The organism is Sporosarcina sp. 6E9 (genome assembly GCF_017921835.1).
Lineage (GTDB): Bacteria > Bacillota > Bacilli > Bacillales_A > Planococcaceae > Sporosarcina.
The window spans coordinates 1,131,254-1,155,258 of the sequence record NZ_JAGEMN010000001.1 but is presented as its reverse complement, the minus strand read 5'-3'; the positions used below and the strand labels follow the sequence as shown (position 1 = coordinate 1,155,258).

Below are 24,005 nucleotides of genomic sequence, written 5' to 3'. Positions count from 1 at the left end.
AGACAGGCGCCTTGCGCTTTTGTTCTGTCTTGGTAAAGAAAAAGGAGGATTTATATGAAAAAGTTATCTTCATCAGAAATTCGAAGTATGTTTTTGGAGTTTTTTAAAGAAAAAGGCCATAGTGTTGAGCCATCAGCCCCGCTTGTGCCCATCGATGATGCATCTCTGTTATGGATCAACAGCGGCGTTGCAACATTAAAAAAGTATTTTGACGGTCGTGTGATTCCAGATAACCCACGAATTGTAAATGCGCAAAAATCGATTCGAACGAATGATATTGAAAATGTGGGAATCACAGCACGCCATCACACTTTTTTTGAAATGCTAGGAAATTTTTCTATCGGTGATTACTTCAAGGAAGAAGCCATTATTTTAGCGTGGGAATTTTTAACAGATAAAAAGTGGATTGGTTTTGATCCAGAACTTTTATCGATAACTGTTCATCCAGAAGATGAAGAGGCGTATGGTATTTGGAAAGATAAAATTGGAATTCCAGAGGAACGCATTATTCGACTCGAAGGAAACTTCTGGGATATCGGTGAAGGACCAAGTGGACCAAACTCGGAAATATTCTATGATCGCGGTGCTAGCTATGGAGATGATTTCACGGATCCAGAACTATATCCAGGCGGAGAAAATGAGCGCTACCTTGAAATTTGGAACCTTGTCTTTTCAGAATTTAATCATAATCCGGATGATACATATACACCGCTCCCGAACAAAAATATTGATACTGGATTAGGTCTTGAAAGAATGGCTTCTATTATCCAAGGCGTTCCAACAAATTACGATACGGACTTATTCATGCCAATCATCAAAGCAGTCGAAAACTTCTCCGGTGAAAAGTATGGCATGGATGCAGAAAAAGATGTGGCATTTAAAGTAATTGCTGATCATATTCGAACTGTATCATTCTCAATCGGTGATGGTGCATTACCGTCAAATGAAGGACGCGGCTATGTACTTAGAAGACTATTGCGCAGAGCCATTCGTTTTGCGATGAAGCTTGGTATAAATGCACCGTTTATGTATGATTTAGTTCCCGTTACAGGAGAAATCATGAAAGATTATTATCCGGAAGTGAACGAAAAGAAAGAATTTATTATGAAGGTTATTAAGAACGAAGAAGTACGTTTTCACGAGACTTTGTCAGATGGAATGGCGATTCTTTCCACTGTTATCGAAAAAGCGAAGTCCTATGATACATTTATAGTGAGTGGTAAAGATGCATTTCAACTATACGATACCTATGGATTCCCGATTGAACTAACGGAAGAGTTTGCAGAAGAAGCAGGAGTTCGTGTAGATCGCAAAGGTTTTTCTGAAGAAATGCAAAACCAACGAAATCGTGCGCGTGCAGCTAGACAAGAAACAGATTCCATGCATGTACAGTCTGAAGTTCTTGGAAAAATAAATGTTTCGAGCGAATTTATCGGGTATAGTAAATTAACCACCGAGGCGAAGGTTGCAGTGCTACTGCATAATGGACAGCATGCAGACCAGGCTGCAGAGGGGGACGAGATTCAATTTATCCTAGATCACACACCGTTTTATGCTGAGAGCGGTGGGCAAGTTGCGGATAAAGGAACAATTTCAAATGAATCTTTTGTTGCCGATATAACTGAAGTTCATAAAGCACCAAATGGACAAAATCTGCATACAGCAATTATTCGTTCTGGGGAACTTTCTGTCGGAACAAATGTTATTGCAAAAGTTGACGCGAATGCTAGAAAGTTAATCATCAAAAATCACACGGCCACGCATTTGTTGCACAAGGCATTAAAACAAGTTCTTGGTGAACACGTTGCACAAGCGGGCTCATATGTTGGTCCGGATCGATTAAGATTCGACTTTTCTCATTTTGGACAAGTGACAAAAGAGGAACTTGAGGAAATAGAGCGAATTGTAAATGATAAGGTTTGGGAAGACCTTGTTGTCAATATTGAACAAAAACCGATTGACGAAGCGAAAAAACAAGGTGCAACAGCTTTGTTTGGTGAGAAGTACGGGGATATCGTTCGTGTCGTTTCGATTGACGATTATTCGATTGAACTCTGCGGTGGCTGTCATGTCGATACAACAGGATCTATTGGTTTGTTCAAGCTAGTATCAGAGAGTGGAATAGGGGCTGGAACACGCCGAATTGAAGCATTAACGGGGCCCAATGCTTATCGTGCATTTAAAGAAGAGGAAGCATTGCTTGAGCATACTGCGGAACTACTAAAGTCGAATCCGAGAGATCTCGTGAAAAAAGTCGAATCTTTACTTGGTGAACTAAAAGCATTGCAATCTGAAAATGAATCCTTATCATCAAAACTTGCGAACAGCCAACTTTCAGAGGTCTTTGAAACTGCCGAGCAAATCGGCGATGTCACAGTTGTTGCATCGCGTGTAGAAGTAAAGGATAATAATGCATTAAGACAGATGATGGATGAAATGAAACAAAAACTGTCGAAAGGTGTCATTGTCTTAGGTACCGCGGTCAATGGAAAAGTCATGCTTGTTGCAGGAGTTACCAATGATTTAAAGGGAAGCTATCACGCAGGTAAGCTTGTGAATCATGTAGCGATGCAATGCGACGGCAAAGGCGGGGGTAGACCAGATTTGGCGATGGCAGGCGCGAAAGACGAATCAAAACTTGATGATGCCTTAAAATCGGTGTATGATTATGTGAAATCTGTTTAATTGATGTCACAAATTGGGTATAATGGAACCCTGTATGATTCTATGTTAATTAGGCAAATTTGAAAGTGGGGTGTCAGTTATGAATTCATACGATAAAACGATGAAATTTAACTTTCCTGAAGAATCGATGGAGGAAGAAGTAACACAAGTGATGCTTCATGTACACAAAGCGCTTGACGAAAAAGGCTACAACCCGATTAATCAAATAGTGGGTTACCTTCTTTCAGGTGACCCGGCTTATATTCCAAGGCATGAAGATGCGCGTAATATGATCCGAAAGCTTGAACGTGATGAAATTATCGAGGAACTTGTGAAGTATTACATCCGGGAAAACGGAGGTAACCTCAAGTGAGAATTATGGGTTTGGATGTGGGAACCAAAACAGTAGGCATTGCAATTAGTGATGCATTAGGTTGGACCGCCCAAGGAATCGAAACCATCCAAATTGATGAGAATGCGGGCAACTTCGGCATGAAACGAATTCGTAAACTTGTCGCTGAATATCAAGTCAGTAGTTTTGTAGTTGGGTTTCCGAAAAACATGAACAATACAGTTGGTCCAAGGGGCGAGGCTTCTGAAAGATATGCCCGCCTTCTCGAGAAAACATTCGGTTTACCCGTAACGCTTTGGGATGAGCGGTTGACAACCATGGCTGCGGAGCGAATGCTTATTGAGGCAGACGTTAGCCGTAAAAAGAGGAAAACTGTTATCGATAAGACGGCTGCGATTATGATCTTACAGGGTTACTTAGATTTAAATAATAATAAATGAGGTGATTAGAATGGAACACGGACAAGACACAATGACAATCGTTGATGAAAACGGTGATGAGCATGTATGCGAAGTTATCCTGACATTTGAATCAAAGGATTTCGGTAAATCTTACGTACTGTATCATATTCTAGGACAGGATGATACGGATGATTCCGAAGAAATAGAAATCCATGCATCTTCCTTTACTCCGAAAGAAGACGGGGAGGAAGACGGAGAACTACTTCCAATTGAAGATGATGCTGAATGGGAAATGATTGAGGAAACATTAAATACATTTTTAGACGAAGAAGAGGAAGACGAGTAAGTCAATAATTAGGAAATGAGCGGGACGGTGCAAAACCGTTCCGTATTTTTAAGTTTTAAATGTTTTATATGCATTTGAACGAAAGAGGTGGCAATCGCATGGATAAAGATTCGAAGACACAATTGATGTTCGAACGGATGCGTGAAAAAAAGAAAGAAGTTAGAGTGGTTAGAAGAATTGTTCTGGCAATCGTACTCCTTATACTTATTATTGGGTTCTTCATAGGAAAGTCTGTTTATCAATACGTGGTAAGTGGATTACAACCCCTTGATCCAGAATCTGAAGAGATCATAAATGTTGAAATTCCGATTGGCTCCGGATTGAATTCAATTGCAGCGACGCTTGAAAGTAAAGGAGTTATAAAAGATGCAAGACTCTTTAAATATTATGCGAAATTTAACAATGAATCCCAGTTTCAAGCGGGTACATACGACTTAACGAAAGCCATGACGCCAGATGAATTAATCCAAAGTTTGAAATCAGGGAAATTATACCGTGAGCCGGTATTTACGATGACTGTACCAGAAGGGTTAACCATAAAGGAAATTGCGCTTGTTGTTGAAAAAAGAACGGATATTACTGCAGAAGAATTTGAAAACTACGTGAACGATGAAGAAACGATAAATATGTTTATAGGAAAGTTTCCAAACGTTATCACAGAGGAAATTAAAGGCGAGAAAATTAAATTTCCGCTTGAAGGCTATTTGTTCCCTGCGACGTATCCATTCTATGAAGAAAAACCAACTGTCGAAACAGTAGTTGATGAAATGATTCAAGCGACAGTATCGAATGTATCGTCTTATTTAAATTACTTAGAAGAAAATGAAAAAACAGTTCATTGGTTATTGACATTCTCTTCACTTCTAGAAAAAGAAGCGACTCAGAAATCAGACCGTGCTACGATAGCAAGTGTATTTAATAACCGGATGCAACCTAAGAATCCTAATCAAGAAGTTATGCCACTTCAAACGGATCCAACTGTTGCCTATGCACATGGTCAACATTTAAGCGTGACATCTTATGCTGATCTTGAAATCGATGATCCATACAACACTTATAAATATAAAGGTCTACCACCGGGACCGATAGCAAATGCTGGAAAGGAGTCAATTGACGCAGTCATTGATCCTGAGAGTACCGATTATTTATATTTCCTTGCAGATAAAGATGGCGAAAATCATTTTTCGAAAACATATGAGGAGCATTTGGCAAAACGCGCAAAATATATCGATAAAAAATAATTTATTACGTTGACAAGGAATACCGAACAGGAGTTGAGACGACTATTACTACGTACGATTCTTATATTGCCGGTCTTCTTAAAGAAAAGGATCCTTTTCTAACCGAAATGGAAAGTTATGCCGAGCAAAATCATGTACCGATTATGGACAGCGGTGCTATCGAAACTTTATTGGGATTATTATCGATTCAGAAACCGAATCGAATTCTAGAAATCGGCAGCGCAATCGGGTATTCGGCAATCCGGATGGCTCAATCATTACCCGATACTTTCATCACGACGATTGAAAGAGACCAGGCCCGTTATCTAAAAGCCGTCGATTATATTGAAGCAGCAGGCCTATCGAATCGAATTCAAATTATTGAAGCTGATGCGTTATTACTTGACGATCAACGAATTGTTGGAGAAGCGTATGATGCTCTTTTTATAGATGCAGCGAAAGGTCAATACAAGCGTTTCTTTGAGAAATATGCATCCTTTATTTCATCCGGAGGTGTTATTTATTGCGATAACATGTTCTTGCATGGTATGGTTTTGCGGGAAGATAAAGAACTGCCTAGAAGAAAACGCACGATGGTTCGAAATTTGAAGGAATTTACGCGATGGGTGTTGAATCATCCCGATTATGTAACTTCGCTATTTCCGCTAGGCGACGGGATATTAATTGCAATTAAAAAATAACGATAGCTACAAACATTATGTTGAAAGATATCTACCGATAAAGGGGTAAAGAAGAAATGAAGACCACTAAACCACTTGTTATCGGAATCGCTGGTGGTTCTGGTTCAGGTAAGACAAGCGTTACAAACTCAATTTATAATGTTTTTAAGGACCATTCAGTTGTTGTGATTGGCCAAGATTTTTATTATAAAGATCAATCACATTTGGAGTTTGAAGAACGACTTGAAACGAACTATGATCATCCATTTGCATTCGATACTGATTTATTAATCACTCACTTACACAAGCTGTTAAAGCGTGAAAGCATCGAAAAACCGATTTATGATTACTCTATGCATACGAGATCCAAAGAAACGGTAATCATTGAACCTAAAGATGTTATTATTGTCGAGGGTATTTTAGTGTTGGAAGAGGTCGAACTTAGAAATTTGATGGATATTAAGTTATATGTTGATACGGATGCCGATCTTCGCATTATTAGACGTATCACACGTGATATTAATGAACGTGGCAGGACTGTCGATTCAGTCGTTGACCAATACCTATCGGTTGTTCGTCCAATGCACAATCAATTCATAGAACCGACAAAGAAATATGCTGATATTATTGTGCCAGAAGGTGGGCACAATAAAGTTGCAATTGACTTAATGGTCACAAAAATAAAAACAATTCTTGAAAATGGAACGGATCTATATTATGATAATGACATAAAATCATAGAGATTAACCACTATGTCGCATACTCAAAAATAAAGCGGCATAGTATTTTTATGAATAGTATTATGAGGAGTGATGGGAATGATTACGGAAAAGAAGTTTCCGATGACTGCTGCTGGTAAACTTAAGCTGAAGGAAGAACTCGAACATTTAAAAATGGTGACACGAAGAGAAGTTGTCGAACGTATTAAAATCGCCCGGGATTTCGGTGACTTGTCAGAAAACTCGGAGTACGATTCAGCGAAAGAAGAGCAGTCATTTGTTGAAGGAAGAATATCTACACTTGAAAAAATGATTAGAAATGCAGTAATCATTAAAGAGTCGGAATTTAATACGGATGAAGTGCATTTGGGGAATACGGTTACTTTTAAGGAACTTCCAGATGGAGACGAAGAGACTTATACAATTGTCGGTTCTGCTGAAGCGAATCCAATTGAAGGTCTCATCTCGAACGATTCACCGATTGCGAAAGGGTTACTGGGCCGAGCAAAAGGCGATGTTGTTAGTATTAATACGCCTGGAGGAGAAATGTCGGTTACGATTCTTGAAATAAAATAATCGTCCGATAACCGCCTTCACATGAAGGCGGTTTTTTCGCTTAATGGAACAAAGCTACCTCGTGCTCGTCTAATATAGAGTAGAAGCAATAAAATTAAAAACGGGAGATGAAAAGTTATGAATAAACCCGATAATAATTACTCTAGACTAAACCGTAAAAGAGGACGCAATCGATCAGATAAGATTTTAAACATATTAATTGCTGTTGTTGTTCTCGCAATTATCATTACGGCGTCAATCATATTTTTGGGTGGAGACAATAAAAATAAAGCGGATGAAAAATTACCAGACGCGAATGAAGAACAAAGCGATGACGATGATGCCCAGGGAACGGATAATAATGACGCGGCAAGTGACGATGATTCTGGTGCTGAAGACGAAACGGATGAACCAGATGAATCAACAGAAACTGATGAAGAAAAGAATCCAGGGGTTGTTAAATATGAGTCGCCAGACGATGCAGTTGTAAATGAATCAATCATTAAAACTGGATGGGAACCGATTGGCACCAAACAAACTGGTGAACATGTATCACTATATGACGGTAAGTCCGTGGATTGGCAGGAAAAAATCTCTGCAATTTCATATGCAACAGACTTAGCAGAAGATGCACTAATTATTTGGAAAATCAAAAATGGCGGAAGTCCGCAGAAGTCGATTGGAATTGTTTCTACAAAGGATAAAGTCGAAAAATACAGAGTGTATTTAGAATGGATTGACGAAAAAGGTTGGAAACCCGTCAAAATGGATGTCCTTAATACGCTTGATTTTGATTATTAATTTATTATTTGTAATGGTGGAGGTTTATTGATGAAAATTGCAGTTATCGGGGCAATGGAAGAGGAAGTTGAATTATTAAGAGAAGCTATCTCATCGCCACAAACAACAGTGATTGCGAATATTGAATATATTAAAGGCGCAATCGGGAATCATGAAGTGATTTTAGTGAAAAGCGGCATCGGGAAAGTGAACGCTGCAATGGCAACGACAATTCTTTTAGAAAAGTTTAGGCCAGATGTTGTGTTAAATACCGGATCGGCAGGCGGTTTTGGGGAGACACTTGAAGTCGGAACCATTGTTATATCAAGTGAGGTCAGACATCACGACGTAGATTTGACTGCATTCGGTTATGAATATGGACAGGTAGCTCAATTGCCAGCAGCTTTTGTTGGAGATGAAAAACTTGTGAAACTCGCTGTTGCAGCCGTAGAAGAAATAGGACAACATGAACATGCGATAGGGCTTATTGCTTCAAGCGACACCTTTATGAGTAATCCGGATCATGTAGAAAAAGTTCGAAATCTATTTCCGCAGATTATAGCTGCAGAGATGGAGGCGGCCGCGGTTGCGCAAGTGTGTTATCAGTTCGAGACGCCGTTCGTTGTCATCCGCGCGTTGTCTGATATAGCGGGGAAGGAAGCGACAATGAGTTTCGAAGAATTTCTACCGGTTGCAGCGCTTCATTCAACACAAGTAATTTTACGGGTAATCTCGAATCTTTGAGCACTTCATGATAATATATAGGTAGTGAATGTTTTAGGGAGGGATCTCAGTATGTTTTTTCTAATGGCTGGTGTTTTTATGTTTGCAGTAATTGTATCTGTTGTTATTTTACGTGAAATCGGAACTGAGTAATCAGTAGAAAGAGGCGTTTCCGTTTAGGATAATACTCCCAAACGGAAACGCCTCTTTAATTACTCGTTGTATTCGTGTTTAAACAACTGATATAACTTTACGATTGCGCGCTTTTCAATTCTGGAAACATAGCTACGTGAAATGTCGAGTTGCTCGGCGATTGCTTTTTGAGTCATTGGCTTGTCATCCAAAAGACCATATCGGCGTTGAATTATTTCTAACTCTCTGCCGTCAAGTTTTCCAAGATGTTTATAAAGCCTTTCTTTTCGTTCGTTCTGCTCGACAGTATCGATTGGAGACTCATCGTCGGTTTGAAGTAAATCAGCAATTTGTAATGATTGACCATCATTATCCCCGCCGATTGGTTCAAAAAGCGAAACGTCTTTTTGTACTTTTTTTTGTGTGCGAAGGTACATTAATATTTCGTTTTCGATACAACGGGCTGCATAAGTTGCTAGTTTTGTTTTTCGGTCTGGTGTAAATGTATTTACCGCTTTCATTAGGCCGATTGTTCCAATTGAAATGTAATCATCCAGTAGTTCATGTTTTGGATGAAACTTCTTAACGATATGTGCCACTAAACGCATATTACGTTCAATAAGCTCATCCCTTGCATCGAAGTCTCCTTCCGCGAACCTTGCTAGACATGCAGTTTCTTCCTCTTTAGATAGGGGGCGTTTAAACGCTTGCCCTCGGATATAGCCGAGCACTGCAGGAATTTCAAGCCACAGCTGAACAATCGACAATACAAACCCGCTCATCGGGCCACCTCCTGTGTCGTTGTATGACAGCATATGCGGTCGGGTTATGACTAATGATTGATTTTTTAGTCGGACAGGCGCTACAGTATGTCCTTTTTTATAGGTCAGAACAATTCAATATCCTAAGGTTGTTATGTTATAATATTTTTTAGAATCTAGTTTTGAATCGGAGTGAATAGGTTGTATAAACGCTTTTTACCAGATGAGTTCGTGAAAGATGTTTTCCATATAAAGCCTGAAAAGTTGGTTGAAAAGGGTATTAAAGGAATTATTACAGATTTAGATAATACGCTTGTAGAATGGGATCGTCCTGATGCAACTCCTGAAGTAATCGAATGGTTAAAAGGGATGCAGGATGCTGGCATACAAGTTACAATTGTTTCAAATAATAATGAAGGTCGAGTGAAAGTTTTTTCGGATCCTTTAGGTGTTCCTTTCGTTTTTGATGCGCGAAAACCACTTGTGAAATCGTTCGTGAAAGCCCGTAAACTTATGGGAATCGAAAAAGAAGAAACCGTTGTCATCGGAGATCAACTTTTAACTGATATACTCGGAGGGAATCGTAAAGGATTACATACGATACTAGTCGTGCCTGTTGCAACTTCAGATGCATTTTTTACGAAGTTTAACCGCATGATTGAAAGAAGAATTATGGCAGGCCTAAAGCGCCGCGGTCTTATTACTTGGGAGGAATAACTGTGGACGACATTAAATGTATTGGTTGCGGCATTACAATTCAAACTGAAAATGCTGAAAAAGAAGGTTATGCGCCAGCAAGTTCATTATCAAACGAAGAATTGGTATGCCGACGTTGTTTCCGTCTTCGGAATTATAATGAGCTTCAGCCCGTTTCATTGACTGGCGATGATTTCTTAAATATCTTGAATGGCATAGGGCAGAAAAAAGGGATCGTCGTTAAAATTGTTGATATCTTCGACTTCAATGGTAGTTGGATTTCAGGCCTTCACCGCTTTGTCGGTAATAAGGATATTTTGTTAATCGGTAACAAAGTGGATTTATTGCCTAAATCGATTAACCCTAATCGAGTGATTAATTGGATGAAAGCGGAAGCGTCTAAACTTGGTTTGAAACCAGTCGACGTACTGCTTGTATCAGCCTTTAAAGGTCAAGGGATGGAAGAGGCTCTAGCGGCAATTGACTCTATCCGGAAAGGGAAAGATGTCTATGTGGTCGGATGCACGAATACTGGAAAGTCGACTTTCATTAATCGAATTATAAAAGGTGAAACCGGTATCGGCAATGTGATCACGACATCACATTTTCCTGGAACGACGCTTGATCTTGTAGAAATTCCGTTCGAAGATGGTCGAGCAATTTATGATACGCCGGGCGTTATTAATGATCACCAAATCGCTCATTATCTTGACGAAAAAGATTTGAAAGCAATTACGCCTAAAAAAGAACTTAAACCGAAAGTGTTTCAACTGAATGCGGAGCAAACATTGTTTCTTGGCGGGTTAGCTCGTTTCGACTTCATATCAGGAGAACGCTCATCGTTTATGGTTTATGTTTCGAATGATATTGAGATTCACCGGACGAAATTATCTAATGCAGACGCATTGTATGAAAAACATGTGGGTGTTATGTTAACCCCGCCATCGGAAAAATCGCTGGAAAAGCTTCCGCCATTTGTTCGACATGAATTTTCTATTAAAAATTCGAAAACGGATATTGTGATATCGGGTCTTGGCTGGATTACCCTTCAACGACCTGGCGTTATCGCGATTCACGTTCCTAGAGGCGTAGATGTAGTTCTCCGACCATCACTCATCTAAGGGGGGCTAATAATGAAGAAGTGGTACGCTGTAATTGGCGATCCAATCGGTCAATCGATGTCGCCAAGTATGCATGATGAATGGTTTGAAAAAAATGAGTTGGCGGCAACTTACATTCCAATCCATGTTAATGAAGAAAAACTTGAAAAAGCGGTTCATAGTTTAAAATGTCTAGGGTGCAGTGGGTGGAATGTGACCGTCCCGCATAAAAGTTCGATTATCCAATATTTAGATGAAATCGATCCGTTTGCTAAACAAATGAATGCAGTCAATACAGTAGAAGTGCTTCCAAACGGTTTACTGCGTGGTTCAAATACGGATGGACTCGGGTTTGTGCGGTCACTTGAAGAATTGTATGGGGAGCGCTGTAAAGGGAGCGAAGTGTTAATAATCGGTGCGGGTGGGGCAGCACGTGGAATTAGTTATGCCCTTCATAAAGCCGGTTATGGGCCAATTACTTTTACCAATAGAACGTTAGAAAAAGCCCTAAATTTATGCAACGAAATACCAAAAGCAAAAGCCCTTGAAATAGCGGAAGCAGAAAGATCATTATCGACTTATCGTTTGATTATCCAGACAACTTCAGTCGGTATGAACTTTGCGCAAAAAGGCGTGCCATTAAACCTCGGAAATATTGCTTCTGGTTCAGTCGTTGCCGATATTATTTATAATCCACTCAAAACCGAGTTTCTCTCAGAAGCTGAGAAAAGAGGCGCATCTTTACTTAATGGCACCGGAATGTTTGTTCATCAAGGCGCACTTGCATTTGAAAAGTGGACGGGTATTCGTCCAAATACAAAAGAAATGAATGAAAAAATTACAGATACACTTGGAGGTACTTATGTTAACAGGTAAACAAAAAAGATTTTTGCGGAGCGAGGCAAACCAATTACAACCCTTATTCCAAATTGGGAAGAATGGTTTAACGCAATCCGTTATTGAACAAATAGAAGAAGCATTAGAAGCGAAAGAATTAATCAAAGTTAATATCCTACAAAACTGTGGCGAAGATAAAAATGAAATTGCACAAAAACTTTCAGAACAAGATGGAATGCATGTTGTTCAAGTGATTGGCAATATTATTGTTTTATATAAAGAATCAATTGAGAAAAAAAGAATCGAACTTCCGTAAGGGGGATTCTAGTTGAAACGAATCGGAATTTTAGGGGGCACTTTTAATCCTCCCCATATTGGCCATTTAATCATTGCAAATGAAATTAAGTATGCGCTCGACTTAGATGAAGTTCGCTTAATACCGACAGCCTCGCCTCCACATAAGGCGGCTGACAAGGACGTAACAGCCCATCAGCGCCTGCGCATGGTGGAGCTCGCGACAGAGGGTGCTGAGGGGCTTATGGCTTCATCGGTTGAAGTTGAAAAAGGTGGCGTATCATATTCCTACGATACGATATCTGCATTAAAAGAGATGGAGCCAGAAGCTGATTTCTTTTTCATCATTGGTGCTGATATGGTTGACTTGCTTCCGACTTGGCATAAAATAGATGAACTTGTTCAACTCGTAACTTTTATCGGTGTGAATAGACCAGGGTCACTGGGAGAAACACCGTATCCTGTAAAGTTTGTTTCCATCCCGGAAATTGATTTGTCGTCGACGTTCCTGCGGGCAAGATTAGCGGAAGGCGGAACGGTAAAGTTTTTGACCCCTCCCAATGTGGAATCTTTTATACGTGAGGAGGGCTTGTATGGTTCTAGCGCGGTTGAGAACTGAACTTTCAAAGCGATTGTCAACTGATCGGTACAACCATGTAATCAGGGTTACTGAAACTGCAAAACGTTTAGCGACACTTCATGATGTTTCCGTAGAACAATCAGAACTTGCCGCATTATTGCATGACATAGCAAAATGTATGGACTCAACATCTCTTCACAGATTGATGATAGAAAATAATGTGGATGAACGGTTGTTTTTATACCACCATGAACTATGGCATGCGTCCGTAGGTGCTATAATCGCGGAAAGAGAATTTAATGTAACAGATACAGAAGTATTAAATGCAGTTAAATACCATACTACTGGTAGGGCAGGGATGTCAAAAGTAGAAAAGATTATATACGTAGCAGATATGACAGAACCGGGACGGAATTTCCCGGGTGTCGTGCAGTTACAGGAATTAGCAACAAATAGTCTTGATGAGGCAATGGGAGCTTGCATACAACAGTCAGTGCAATTCCTTGTCACAAAAGGAGTCCCTGTATTTCCAGATTCAATTGACTGTTATAATGAGCATGTTATGAAGAGAGGAATCGTGAACTAATGACTACTACATTGTTAACAACAGCATATAAGGCTGCAGATGATAAAAAAGCATTGGATATTGTCGTATTAAATATGGAAGGTGTTTCAGTTATGGCTGACCATTTTATTATTTGCCATGCGAATTCTGAAAGACAAGTTCAAGCTATTGCAAGAGAAGTTATAGACCAAGCAACAAAGGAAGGGTTTCCAATCAGACGAATGGAAGGGTTTGAAACAGGGAGATGGGTATTGGCTGATCTTGGCGATGTTGTTGTCCATGTTTTCCATAAAGATGAACGCGACCATTACAATCTAGAAAAACTTTGGGGAGATGCGCCGAAGATTGATATGGCAAATGCTTTATGAATCGGTCATACGCGGAGTTTGCCTCCGTTTATGATGAACTCATGTCCGAAATCCCATACGATACATACGTGGAATTAATTGATCTTGCCGCTAATGGGATAGCGGGCAAGAAAATTTTAGATGTCGGGTGTGGAACAGGGTTATTATCAGTGAAATTAGCAAAATTAGATGGCCTCGTAACTGGGGTCGATCTTTCGCCTGATATGTTAAGTATCGCAACGGATAGAGCGAAGTCATTGAATCTACCAGTAACATTTGACCAACAACCAATGCAACAACTTACTGGTTTCACGGATTTTGATATAGCAATTATTGCGATTGACTCATTAAATTATGTTGTTGAAGAAGAAGATGTACGCCAAACATTTAGAAATATTTACAACTCGCTAGCAGTGGGTGGGGTATTATTATTCGATGTTCATTCAACATATAAAATGGATGTAATTTTTATGGAAAGTCCCTTTATCTTTGATAATAAGCGCATTTCATATATTTGGCATACTGAAGCTGGGGATGACCCTCATTCCGTGTATTCGGAGTTAGCTTTTTTTGTTCGTACTGAAAATGATTTATATAAGCGATTTGATGAAATCCATTACCAAAGGACTTTTTCTGTTCTGGAATATGTCGATATGTTAAGTGAAGTGGGCTTTTCAATTGAACGAATTTTTTCAGATTGGGAAGATTTGCCCCCGAATTTTGATAGTGAAAGAATATTCTTCCAAGTTCGTAAATAACTCTTTTAAAATGGAGGATTTTCATATATAGTAGAATTGACTCCATATGGATACCTTACTAGAAAGGGTGAAAGTGCTGTTTCTATCATTTGTATCCGATAATTGGCGCAAGTTTCTATTCCCTATGGCAGCAATCGCTGTAATCGTCGCTTTTTTGCTCATCCCCCATGGGCAAGCAGACAATGGACAACTTGTCTTGAGCGATTCAAATCCAAATCCTTTAAAAGAATTAAACGAAGTAGAAAACAAAGAAGTGAATGAAACAATAGTTAAAGTGCCTGCCGTTATTATGGTTGATGTCAAAGGTGCAGTTCGGCATCCGGGTGTCTACACAATGGATGAAGGAGATCGACTTATCGATGCGATAACTGCGGCAGGCGGTTATTTACCTGACGCTGACTCTCGTTTGTTAAATCACGCTATGAAACTAACAGATGAACTACTTGTTTATGTACCTCTGGTAGGTGAAGAACTGGTAGATGCTGCAATGAGTTTAGTTTTGCAGCAAAATCCGCAAAATGATAACAATTTAATAAACATAAATACAGCAGATGAAAGTTTATTGGTGACGATTAATGGAATCGGTCCAGCGAAAGCTTCGGCTATTATTAATTATCGAGAAGAGCATGGGCCATTTATTTCACTAGAATCAATTATGGATGTTTCGGGTATCGGACAAAAGACATTCGAAAAACTCGAACACCAAATAACAGTTGACTGAAAAATCAGGAGTTTACTAATACTATTTTCGGAGGCATTCATATGGAGCGAATTACGTGGGATCAGTTTTTTATGGCCCAGTGTCATCTTTTAGCATTAAGAAGTACATGCACCAGGCTCGCAGTCGGCGCAATAATTGTTAGAGATAATCGAATAATTGCGGGTGGTTATAATGGTTCAATATCCGGAGGCGATCATTGTATTGATCATGGGTGCTATGTTGTTGAAAATCATTGTATTCGGACCATTCATGCAGAAATGAATGCGCTGCTACAATGTTCAAAATATGGTATACCAGCCGCCGATTCGACCTTGTATGTCACTCATTTTCCATGTTTGCAATGTTCGAAAGCAATTATCCAAGCTGGTGTTAAAAATGTGTATTATGCAGCGGATTATCGAAATCATGAGTATGCGATTAAATTATTTGAACAGGCGGGCGTTTTAGTTCATCATATCCCTTTCGATGAAACAAAAATAGATTTTTCGGGCGACGCCAAAATTAATTTAATTAACGATATGCTAAAATCCTTAAATGATCTGGGAGCAGATGAAAAAGACTTGATGCCCTTACAGAAGCGGGTGGATGAACTATTCGGGAATTAATCTTTCGAATACGATTTATTTATGTTGCCATACCGGTTGCCGTATCCGCGTTTGCGGCATACGGCTCGGTTTATCTTTTGTTCATTAACGTTATATTTCTCCCAATCTTTTTTCGTAGAAGAGAAGATTTCCTCACACCTATCCTCGCAGTTATAGCTGCTTTTTTTTCATATATGTATATTTCAGCGACACTACCCGTGGTTATTGATAGCGGAATTGAAACGGAAACACTGACGTGGTCTGACAATGCAAAAATTGATGGCGGTTCCATAAAAGGATTTGCTAAAACCAAACAGGGAAATTCAGTCTATGCAATTTACCGATTTGATACAGAAGACGAAAAAGATAATTTTAAAAAGCTTAATTTACCATCTGTTCAATTTACATTGACAGGCGAATATATTAAGTCTGATATTCCTTCACATGCGTATTCTTTTAGTATGGATAAATATCTAAGAATGTATGGTGCAACTGGAATTTTCGAATCGGATGCCATTTTACAATCTAAAGTTAAGGACACGATTTTTTCTCGTTTGGCTGCTCACAGACGTACAGTTAAGGAGCATATTCAAAAGACATTTCCAGAATCCCTGATTAATGAAGCAGAAGCTCTGTTGATCGGGGATCGATCTGGGATGACAGATGATGAGGGTGCGATATTAAGACGCCTTGGTATTACGCATTTGTTTGCTATTTCCGGTCTTCATGTCGGATTATTAACTTTCATGATGCGGGAACTTTTATTGCGCTTAAAAGTACGCAGAGAATCTCTGGATTTGTTACTGGTATTTTTACTTCCGATTTATGCAATATTGGCGGGAGGCGCGCCTTCAGTGTGGCGTGCAGTATCTGTAACTGTTTTTATCTTAATGACAACTTTTGGTCGTGTAAAAGTAAGACTGGATAATGCTATCGCATTAAGTGCAATTTTTTTTATTTTATATGAACCCTATATTCTTTTTCAACCCGGCTTCCAATTATCCTATTTGGCGGCATTTTCACTCGTTTTATCTTCAACAATTCTCTCCAAAATGAAATCCGCGATAAAGGTAACGTTTTTTGTCACTTTAATTAGTCAATTATCTCTTTATCCGGTTTTGTTGTTTCATTTCCATGAACTATCCTTATCATCATTTATTGTAAATCTGTTTTATGTTCCGCTCTACTCGATAATTATTTTACCGATGAATATTATTTTGCTGATTACGACTGCTTTTTTCCCTGTAATTGCGCATTTCTTGTTTTCCTTTTACGTACCTATCAGGGAGATTATAAACCTATTGACTAGTTGGATTGCATCAATCCCATATCAAATGTGGACACCTGGTAAGCCTAAAGCAATTGAAAGTATTTTTGCTGTCTTTGGCGTGTTCTTATTTTTTATACGGTATGAAGCTGGTAAGAACTTTTTTCGTTCTATGGTATATGTCCTAGTTCCTGCACTTCTAATTCACTTCCTGCCATATTTTGATAGCACGCTACGTGTAACCTATCTAGATGTCGGGCAAGGGGATAGCATCGTCATTGAACTGCCATACAGACGCGCTGTTTATGTAATTGATACCGGAGGATCAGTTGCATTTGGGGAAGCTAACTGGAAAACGCCGGGCACTCAGTTTGAAGTGGGGCGTCAAATTGTGGTTCCTTATTTAAGGGGGCGCGGAATTGCAAAAATTGATAAACTAATTATCTCCCATGCACATGCGGATCATATGGAAGGTGCTGATGAATTGCTTGAAGAAATCGGTGTCGGGGAAATTGATATATCTCCAGGTAGCCAAACAGAACTTGAGATGGAGGACCTAAATCGTATAGCTGATAGAAATAATGTACCTTTCATTGAAGTATTGGAAGGCATTTCATGGGCGGAGAATCAAGTGGTTTTTGAATATGTCAACCCACCGAAAAGTAATTATGTCGGAAATAATAGTTCACTCGGTTTATTAATGAGAACTGCTGGTCCGTCGTTTTTATTCACCGGTGATATGGAGGTTGAATCGGAAGACAAGTTCTTAAGAAGGTATAAGGGGGTTGATTTTGGAGAGATAATTTTAAAGGTAGGGCACCATGGCAGTAAAACATCAAGTTCGGATCAATTTATAGATTATTTACGGCCTGAATTAGCCGTTATTTCCTCGGGGCGAAAAAATATGTACGGACATCCCCATTCTCGTGTAATTGATACGTTTTCAAAATATAATGTTGCTGTCTTAGAAATTGCCAAAAATGGTTCGATTGTTGTTTCGGTGAAAGATGGTGGGTATTCGGTCAATTTATCGCAATAAAAAACAGACATGCATTTCCAAAAAGGAAAGCATGTCCGTTTTTCACGTGATCATATTAACTTGCTATAAAGTCAATAACTGTAGCAATAACAAAAATAGCAGAGAAGGCTACAAATGCTACGACAAAGCCAACGGCCGAATCCACGAAATCATTTCGTTTTGACTGTACATCATGTTCAAACTCATTCATTGCTACACCTCCCATATATCATTTATAGTATAATTGATTCCGTGGGAAAAATCTATGTTAATCATCTTTTATCTAACAATCCTTGGGTATTGACACAAATTGTTCAAACAGCTACTTATAATAATGTATACTGATACTACATAGTTACTAGAGGTGAAAATATGGCAAATGCAACATGGAAAAATATTGCTTCAGGAAAAGTTGATCCAGTCTATTTACTTATGGGGATTGAACAACATATTTTTGATTCGACAATTGAGCGATTAACTAAAGCGATACCGGATATCGATGAAAATTCAATTATCCGATTCGATCTCGAAGAAACGGAAGTGGAAACGGTTATTGAGGAAGCTGATACATTGCCTTTTTTGCAAGAACATAAATTGATAATCGCAAGCAATGCATCATTTTTAAGCGGACAAGATAAAAAGAGAAACGCGGTAGAGCATAATATAGAATTGCTGGAAAATTGGCTTGATAATCCATCACCAACCGCAACTGTCGTTTTTATAGCGCCATTTGAAAACTTAGATGGCCGAAAAAGAATCACAAAGAAAATGAGAAAAGCTGCAACAGTAATTGAAGCCAACCGTTTGCAAGGAAGAGACTTATTAACCTGGATACAACACCAAGCTAAAGTGAATGGTGTTCAGATTACTTCTGAAACAGCGGGCAGCCTCGTTAATATGGCGGGTGATAGTCTTTTGGCCTTGTCAGCAGAGATTAGCAAAATGACGACATACTTGGGCGGGACAGGCGAAATAACGGAAGATCTAATTGAAATGCTAGTTCCTAGAACACCTGAAATGGATGTTTTTAGATTAACAGATTCATATGTGTCGGGAAATATCGGAAAAACCATTTCGATTTACCATGACTTACTGCGTAATGGTGAAGAACCCATCATGTTAACATCATTAATTGCCGGGCATATTCGGCTGATGATACATGTTCAATCATTACGAAAAAAAGGATACCAACAACAGCAAATTGCGAAAACCCTGCAAGTTCACCCTTACCGTGTCAAGCTGATGATGGAAAATAGAAATATACCGAATGAGAATCGTTTGTTATCAATTATCAAAGAACTTGCTGTCATTGACTTTAAGTTAAAATCGACAGGCGGAAGACGAGAGCGTGTATTGGAACTATTTTTAATGGATCCTTTACGGGTTTAGGATTAAGCATAAGAAAAGACCGTCCAGTTTGTAGGACGGTCTTTTTCATATGATTACTGTGCTGCTTTTTTTGTAAGGCGTGCTTTTTGGCGTGAAGCATTATTTTTATGGATAAGGCCTTTACGTGCAGCAGTGTCCATTAGTTTAATAGCTTTTCTTACAACTTCAGTAGTGTTTTCTTCATTGTTTTCAATTGCTAGTTCAGCTTTACGAACAGCAGAACGCATAGTTGCTTTAGCATGTGAGTTACGTTCGTTTTTACTTGCGTTTTGTTTTACGCTTTTAATTGCTGATTTAATGTTTGGCAAATCATTCACCTCCAATTTCAGGTAGGGCAAAAGCATTCATTCATAAGATCGAAGCCTCTTCCATAACATCAGTAATTTTAACAAATCGGGCGATAAATTGCAATAAAAAAATCTGATGATATAGCATCATAGTTAAAAACATTAAATTCACACCCAATAATTCATGGAAGAGAATATTTGCGACACACTTCGTACAAACTAACAATGAGGTGATTTAATGAGTAAACTTGATTATTATCGAACAGATCTTCTCGTTGAAAATGAAGAAATGGTTCGTCATCAAACGGAATCGGAATCGAATCGACTTAAAGAAGCTGATGGCATTGATTTTAATGAATCACGACAAGGAAGAATTATTATAACGGAAGTAAAAGTGGATGATGTAGGTGAAAAAAGAATAGGAAAGAAAAAAGGTACATACGTTACCTTAACTGTACCAACCCTAACTACTGAAGATGTAGATGAGATAAAAAACTTATCTGATTTATTAATTGAAAAACTTGACGATATACTCAAACATGAACCTTCTATCGTTAAAGGAAAAATTCTGTTTATAGGATTGGGAAATCGAGATGTTACCCCCGATGCGGTGGGGCCTTTATTGATTGATAAGTTACAGGAAATCGTTCCTGATTATTATTCAGAGGATGGAAGTGAAATCTACGTTTATGCTCCGGGCGTTACAGTACAGACAGGGTTAGAGACGGCCGATTTTGTAAAAGCAATCGTGAAAGAGGTTAAACCGAGTCTGCTGATTGTCATTGATGCACTTGCCGCCAGGGATTCGTCGCGACTTTGCAAAACTATTCAATTGACGGATACAGGAATTCATCCGGGATCTGGTGTGGGAAATAGCCGTAAGGAACTTTCTAAGGAAACCCTTGGGTTACCGGTAATTGCAATTGGAATCCCGACAGTTGTAGACGGCCCCGTAATGGTAGCGGATGCAATCGATCGAATGTTTGGCTATATAGCTTCGAAAATCGAAGAGGAAAACAGCCCTTCATCACGACTATCTGTTACACCGTGGTTACATGCTGAAAATAAAGACGCAGATCGCTCAACATTGCGACCGATATTCGGCGACTGGTCAGAATGGACACATGAAGATCGTGTACAATTATTTGAAGAAGTTTTAACAACCCATGAATTAAGAACATTTATTTCGCCGAAAGAAATTGACTCTTGGGTAACTATGTACGCCGATGCGCTAACGGGTTCATTATCTAGTTGGGTTAAACGCATTAAAAAATAGGCATTGATTCGTTTTCCAAAGCATATAGTTGGAGAACGGAGGGATGCAATTTGAAAAAAACATTGAAGATTTGGAGCTCACTTATTCTATTTTTATTCTTATTCCCGGTAATTATACAGTTCCTCCCTAACGGTGAATCGACAAAAACTTCGAAGCTTATAAACGAGCCTGTTATCGTTTATGCATCCAATGTTTTTGAAGGAAATAAACCAGGACCAGAAACTGTAGCCGCGGAAAAGAAGGAAAAGAAAGAAAAGAAAGAAAAGAAAGAAAAGAAAGCACTCGTCTATTTTACGCATAATCACGAAGCTTACAAGCCAGTGACTAAAGAGAAAAACGGAAAGATTTCAGTATCCCATCAATCAGAAAATATTGCCAAGTTCGGTGAAAAACTACAAACCCAGCTCGCCGTTAATGAAATACAAACTGATATTTTACCCATTGATAATATGGCGGAACTTAATAGACGCGGTATGTCTTTTAGTCAAGCGTATAAATCAATCCGCCCATTCGTTCAAGAAAAAATTAAAGAAGTCGATTATGATTTAATTATTGATATGCACAGGGATTCGGTAGATGCGGATAAAACAACTGCAATTTATCAAGGTGAAAAGTATGCAAAAGTGGCATTCGTAGTCGGGTTGGAGCATCCGAACCATAAACAAAATCGTGCGTTAGCACAACAAATAAAGGATGAAATGGAAAAACTGGTTCCTGGAATCACACGAAGTATCATTCCAAAAGGCGGGGCGGGTGTCGATGGTAAATACAATCAAGATTTACATCCATCAATTGTCCTCGTTGAACTAGGTGGAATCGGAAATAGTGAAGCGGAATTGAATCGCACAGTAGCTGTGATTGCTTCGGCTATAGCTACGATATTATCGAGTGACAAAAGTCAAGATTAAATAATATATTATATAACCAATTAGACTTGTTGGATTTTTGACCGCGGTATACGCGATCAAAGAAACAATCGTGTCTGATTGGTTTTTTCATGTCCAATTTTCAAATAATATTATAAAAATTAATGTCCTAAAATTGAACAAATCACCGTTCACTGGTATAATCCTAATAGCAGAAATAGGAGTGAACTTAATGAATTTAGAACAAAGACTAGCACGTCAAAAAAACATTAGAAACTTTTCAATTATCGCCCATATTGACCATGGGAAGTCTACGCTAGCGGATCGAATATTAGAAAAAACAAACACAGTATCGTCAAGAGAGTTGAAAACTCAAACATTAGATTCGATGGATTTAGAACGAGAACGCGGAATTACAATTAAATTGAACGCAGTACAGTTGACGTACCTAGCTAAGGATGGCGAGGAGTACATATTCCATTTAATTGATACGCCGGGACATGTCGACTTTACATATGAGGTATCCAGAAGCTTGGCAGCATGTGAAGGGGCAATTTTAGTGGTCGATGCTGCACAGGGTATTGAAGCGCAAACATTGGCTAACGTTTATTTAGCGTTAGATAATGATTTAGAAATTTTACCCGTCATCAACAAAATCGACTTACCAGCCGCTGATCCAGAACGTGTAAAAAAAGAAGTTGAAGACGTTATCGGACTAGATGCATCAGAAGCAGTATTAGCATCAGCTAAGTCAGGAATCGGTATTGAGGATATATTAGAGCAAATTGTAGAAAAAGTACCTGCACCTACAGGAAATCCTGATGCGCCATTAAAAGCACTGATTTTCGACTCGCATTATGATCAATACAGAGGCGTTATTGCATATATTCGAATACTGGATGGTTCGATTAAACCAGGAGAAAAAGTTCGGATGATGGCAACTGGAAAAGAGTTTGAAGTTCTAGAAACAGGAGTTTTCACACCACATGAGACTCCAGTAAAGGAATTAAATGTAGGGGATGTAGGTTTTCTCTCAGCATCGATTAAAAATGTCGGAGATACCCAGGTCGGAGATACAATAACAAAAGTTGAGAATCCAGCTTCAGAAGCACTGCCAGGTTATCGAAGAATGAATCCAATGGTGTTTTGCGGTTTATATCCAATTGACACATCTAAATACAATGACCTCCGAGAGGCTCTTGAAAAACTAGAATTGAATGACTCGGCACTTGAGTACGAGCCTGAAACTTCACAAGCCCTCGGGTTTGGTTATCGTTGCGGTTTTCTAGGACTACTCCATATGGAAATCATTCAGGAACGGATTGAACGAGAATTCAAAATCGATTTAATCACGACTGCGCCTAGCGTAATCTACAATGTCGTTAAGACTGATGGCACCAATTTTAAAGTAGACAACCCAGCAATGATGCCATCTGCTCAAGTCATTGACTACGTTGAAGAACCGTACGTTAAAGCATCAATAATGGTTCCTGAAGATTATGTAGGATCGGTAATGGAGCTTTGTCAACGTAAAAGAGGAAATTTTGTTACCATGGATTATTTAGCTTCATCTCGTGTCAATATAATTTATGAGCTTCCACTTGCAGAAATTGTATTTGATTTCTTCGACCAATTAAAATCCAATACAAGAGGGTATGCATCTTTGGATTATGAAATGATTGGTTATAAACAATCGAAACTTGCGAAAATGGATATTTTACTGAACGGGGAACAGGTTGATGCACTGAGCTTTATCGTTCATAATGATTTTTCATATGAGCGTGGAAAAGCAATTGTTGAAAAACTACGCGAACTTATCCCTAGACAACAATTTGAAGTTCCTGTTCAGGCAGCAATTGGCCAAAAAATCATCGCACGTTCAACCATCAAATCAATCGGTAAAAACGTTCTTGCCAAATGTTACGGTGGCGACATCTCACGTAAACGAAAGCTGCTTGAAAAACAAAAAGAAGGTAAAAAACGCATGAAACAAGTAGGTTCTGTCGAAGTTCCGCAAGAAGCATTCATGGCGGTTTTGAAGATGGACGAAGATTAAGGTAACCTGTTTACTAAACTAAAGGGGGCGT

General features: G+C 39.0%; 28 protein-coding genes. 25 read left to right on the top strand and 3 right to left on the bottom strand.

From position 1 onward, the window contains the following. Window positions 1–54: 54 nt before the first annotated feature. The 10 genes from alaS to mtnN all read left to right on the top strand — a co-directional run bounded on the left by alaS (window position 55) and on the right by mtnN (window position 8,461). Window positions 55–2,685, top strand: a complete 2,631-nt coding sequence (gene alaS, locus J4G36_RS06005; protein WP_210469136.1) for an alanine--tRNA ligase — start codon at window positions 55–57, stop codon at window positions 2,683–2,685. Between the two features lie 79 nt (window positions 2,686–2,764). Beyond that, window positions 2,765–3,037: an IreB family regulatory phosphoprotein gene (locus J4G36_RS06000; RefSeq protein ID WP_210469135.1), complete on the top strand. Its 273-nt coding sequence runs from the start codon at window positions 2,765–2,767 to the stop codon at window positions 3,035–3,037. Further along, complete coding sequence (ruvX, locus tag J4G36_RS05995) at window positions 3,034–3,456, top strand: Holliday junction resolvase RuvX (protein WP_210469134.1); 423 nt, start codon at window positions 3,034–3,036, stop codon at window positions 3,454–3,456. Before J4G36_RS06000 ends, ruvX begins: the two co-directional genes overlap by 4 nt. A 10-nt stretch (window positions 3,457–3,466) precedes the next feature. After that, on the top strand, window positions 3,467–3,763 hold the full coding sequence (locus tag J4G36_RS05990; protein ID WP_210469133.1) for a DUF1292 domain-containing protein: 297 nt from the start codon (window positions 3,467–3,469) through the stop codon (window positions 3,761–3,763). Between the two features lie 98 nt (window positions 3,764–3,861). Continuing rightward, window positions 3,862–5,004 carry an endolytic transglycosylase MltG gene (mltG, locus tag J4G36_RS05985; protein WP_210469132.1) on the top strand — a complete coding sequence of 381 codons (1,143 nt, stop codon included), beginning with the start codon at window positions 3,862–3,864 and terminating at the stop codon, window positions 5,002–5,004. Continuing rightward, window positions 5,001–5,684, top strand: a complete 684-nt coding sequence (locus J4G36_RS05980) for an O-methyltransferase (protein WP_368668763.1) — start codon at window positions 5,001–5,003, stop codon at window positions 5,682–5,684. The genes mltG and J4G36_RS05980 overlap by 4 nt, the downstream gene beginning before the upstream one ends. A gap of 56 nt (window positions 5,685–5,740) precedes the next feature. Next, window positions 5,741–6,403, top strand: coding sequence for a uridine kinase (gene udk, locus J4G36_RS05975; RefSeq protein ID WP_210469131.1), 663 nt, complete (start codon window positions 5,741–5,743; stop codon window positions 6,401–6,403). A gap of 78 nt (window positions 6,404–6,481) precedes the next feature. Further along, on the top strand, window positions 6,482–6,958 hold the full coding sequence (gene greA / locus J4G36_RS05970) for a transcription elongation factor GreA (RefSeq protein WP_210469130.1): 477 nt from the start codon (window positions 6,482–6,484) through the stop codon (window positions 6,956–6,958). A gap of 117 nt (window positions 6,959–7,075) precedes the next feature. Beyond that, entirely contained in the window at window positions 7,076–7,738 is a 663-nt protein-coding gene (locus tag J4G36_RS05965; protein ID WP_210469129.1) for a YrrS family protein, read from the top strand. Between the two features lie 30 nt (window positions 7,739–7,768). Next, a complete protein-coding gene (gene mtnN / locus J4G36_RS05960) occupies window positions 7,769–8,461 on the top strand; it encodes a 5'-methylthioadenosine/S-adenosylhomocysteine nucleosidase (RefSeq protein WP_210469128.1) in 693 nt (230 codons plus the stop codon). Between the two features lie 191 nt (window positions 8,462–8,652). Here the strand turns inward: mtnN and sigK are convergent, their stop codons facing one another. After that, the gene (sigK, locus tag J4G36_RS05955; protein WP_210469127.1) at window positions 8,653–9,354 is read right to left on the bottom strand and encodes an RNA polymerase sporulation sigma factor SigK; all 702 of its coding nucleotides are present in this window, start codon (window positions 9,352–9,354) and stop codon (window positions 8,653–8,655) included. Between the two features lie 180 nt (window positions 9,355–9,534). Between sigK and J4G36_RS05950 the strand changes: the two genes are divergently transcribed. The 11 genes from J4G36_RS05950 to J4G36_RS05900 all read left to right on the top strand — a co-directional run bounded on the left by J4G36_RS05950 (window position 9,535) and on the right by J4G36_RS05900 (window position 18,121). Then, window positions 9,535–10,050: a YqeG family HAD IIIA-type phosphatase gene (locus J4G36_RS05950; protein WP_210470441.1), complete on the top strand. Its 516-nt coding sequence runs from the start codon at window positions 9,535–9,537 to the stop codon at window positions 10,048–10,050. Window positions 10,051–10,052: 2 nt separating this feature from the next. Continuing rightward, window positions 10,053–11,150, top strand: a complete 1,098-nt coding sequence (yqeH, locus tag J4G36_RS05945; RefSeq protein ID WP_210469126.1) for a ribosome biogenesis GTPase YqeH — start codon at window positions 10,053–10,055, stop codon at window positions 11,148–11,150. A gap of 12 nt (window positions 11,151–11,162) precedes the next feature. After that, window positions 11,163–12,005: a shikimate dehydrogenase gene (aroE, locus tag J4G36_RS05940; protein ID WP_210469125.1), complete on the top strand. Its 843-nt coding sequence runs from the start codon at window positions 11,163–11,165 to the stop codon at window positions 12,003–12,005. Further along, a complete protein-coding gene (gene yhbY / locus J4G36_RS05935) occupies window positions 11,992–12,282 on the top strand; it encodes a ribosome assembly RNA-binding protein YhbY (RefSeq protein WP_210469124.1) in 291 nt (96 codons plus the stop codon). Before aroE ends, yhbY begins: the two co-directional genes overlap by 14 nt. A gap of 12 nt (window positions 12,283–12,294) precedes the next feature. Further along, complete coding sequence (locus J4G36_RS05930; protein WP_210469123.1) at window positions 12,295–12,879, top strand: nicotinate-nucleotide adenylyltransferase; 585 nt, start codon at window positions 12,295–12,297, stop codon at window positions 12,877–12,879. Beyond that, a complete protein-coding gene (gene yqeK, locus J4G36_RS05925; protein ID WP_210469122.1) occupies window positions 12,854–13,426 on the top strand; it encodes a bis(5'-nucleosyl)-tetraphosphatase (symmetrical) YqeK in 573 nt (190 codons plus the stop codon). Before J4G36_RS05930 ends, yqeK begins: the two co-directional genes overlap by 26 nt. Continuing rightward, window positions 13,426–13,773 carry a ribosome silencing factor gene (gene rsfS, locus J4G36_RS05920; RefSeq protein ID WP_210469121.1) on the top strand — a complete coding sequence of 116 codons (348 nt, stop codon included), beginning with the start codon at window positions 13,426–13,428 and terminating at the stop codon, window positions 13,771–13,773. The genes yqeK and rsfS overlap by 1 nt, the downstream gene beginning before the upstream one ends. Next, complete coding sequence (locus tag J4G36_RS05915) at window positions 13,770–14,510, top strand: class I SAM-dependent DNA methyltransferase (protein WP_210469120.1); 741 nt, start codon at window positions 13,770–13,772, stop codon at window positions 14,508–14,510. Before rsfS ends, J4G36_RS05915 begins: the two co-directional genes overlap by 4 nt. Window positions 14,511–14,556: 46 nt before the next feature. Beyond that, a complete protein-coding gene (locus J4G36_RS05910; protein WP_210469119.1) occupies window positions 14,557–15,231 on the top strand; it encodes a helix-hairpin-helix domain-containing protein in 675 nt (224 codons plus the stop codon). A 41-nt stretch (window positions 15,232–15,272) separates the two neighbouring features. After that, the gene (locus J4G36_RS05905) at window positions 15,273–15,836 is read left to right on the top strand and encodes a ComE operon protein 2 (protein WP_210469118.1); all 564 of its coding nucleotides are present in this window, start codon (window positions 15,273–15,275) and stop codon (window positions 15,834–15,836) included. Window positions 15,837–16,009: 173 nt separating this feature from the next. Then, the gene (locus J4G36_RS05900) at window positions 16,010–18,121 is read left to right on the top strand and encodes a DNA internalization-related competence protein ComEC/Rec2 (RefSeq protein WP_210469117.1); all 2,112 of its coding nucleotides are present in this window, start codon (window positions 16,010–16,012) and stop codon (window positions 18,119–18,121) included. Window positions 18,122–18,176: 55 nt separating this feature from the next. Here J4G36_RS05900 and J4G36_RS05895 read toward each other — a convergent pair whose 3' ends face one another. Further along, window positions 18,177–18,311 carry a YqzM family protein gene (locus tag J4G36_RS05895; RefSeq protein ID WP_172369321.1) on the bottom strand — a complete coding sequence of 45 codons (135 nt, stop codon included), beginning with the start codon at window positions 18,309–18,311 and terminating at the stop codon, window positions 18,177–18,179. Between the two features lie 161 nt (window positions 18,312–18,472). Here J4G36_RS05895 and holA point away from each other — a divergent pair, with 161 nt between their 5' ends. Then, the gene (gene holA / locus J4G36_RS05890; RefSeq protein WP_210469116.1) at window positions 18,473–19,489 is read left to right on the top strand and encodes a DNA polymerase III subunit delta; all 1,017 of its coding nucleotides are present in this window, start codon (window positions 18,473–18,475) and stop codon (window positions 19,487–19,489) included. 53 nt (window positions 19,490–19,542) lie between these two features. Here the strand turns inward: holA and rpsT are convergent, their stop codons facing one another. Beyond that, window positions 19,543–19,797, bottom strand: coding sequence for a 30S ribosomal protein S20 (gene rpsT / locus J4G36_RS05885; protein WP_210469115.1), 255 nt, complete (start codon window positions 19,795–19,797; stop codon window positions 19,543–19,545). A gap of 217 nt (window positions 19,798–20,014) precedes the next feature. Here rpsT and gpr point away from each other — a divergent pair, with 217 nt between their 5' ends. From gpr to lepA, 3 genes are all read left to right on the top strand, one after another. Beyond that, entirely contained in the window at window positions 20,015–21,052 is a 1,038-nt protein-coding gene (gene gpr / locus J4G36_RS05880; RefSeq protein ID WP_210469114.1) for a GPR endopeptidase, read from the top strand. Between the two features lie 50 nt (window positions 21,053–21,102). Beyond that, window positions 21,103–21,960: a stage II sporulation protein P gene (gene spoIIP / locus J4G36_RS05875; protein ID WP_210469113.1), complete on the top strand. Its 858-nt coding sequence runs from the start codon at window positions 21,103–21,105 to the stop codon at window positions 21,958–21,960. Between the two features lie 190 nt (window positions 21,961–22,150). Beyond that, window positions 22,151–23,974 carry a translation elongation factor 4 gene (gene lepA / locus J4G36_RS05870; RefSeq protein ID WP_210469112.1) on the top strand — a complete coding sequence of 608 codons (1,824 nt, stop codon included), beginning with the start codon at window positions 22,151–22,153 and terminating at the stop codon, window positions 23,972–23,974. Window positions 23,975–24,005: the final 31 nt, after the last annotated feature.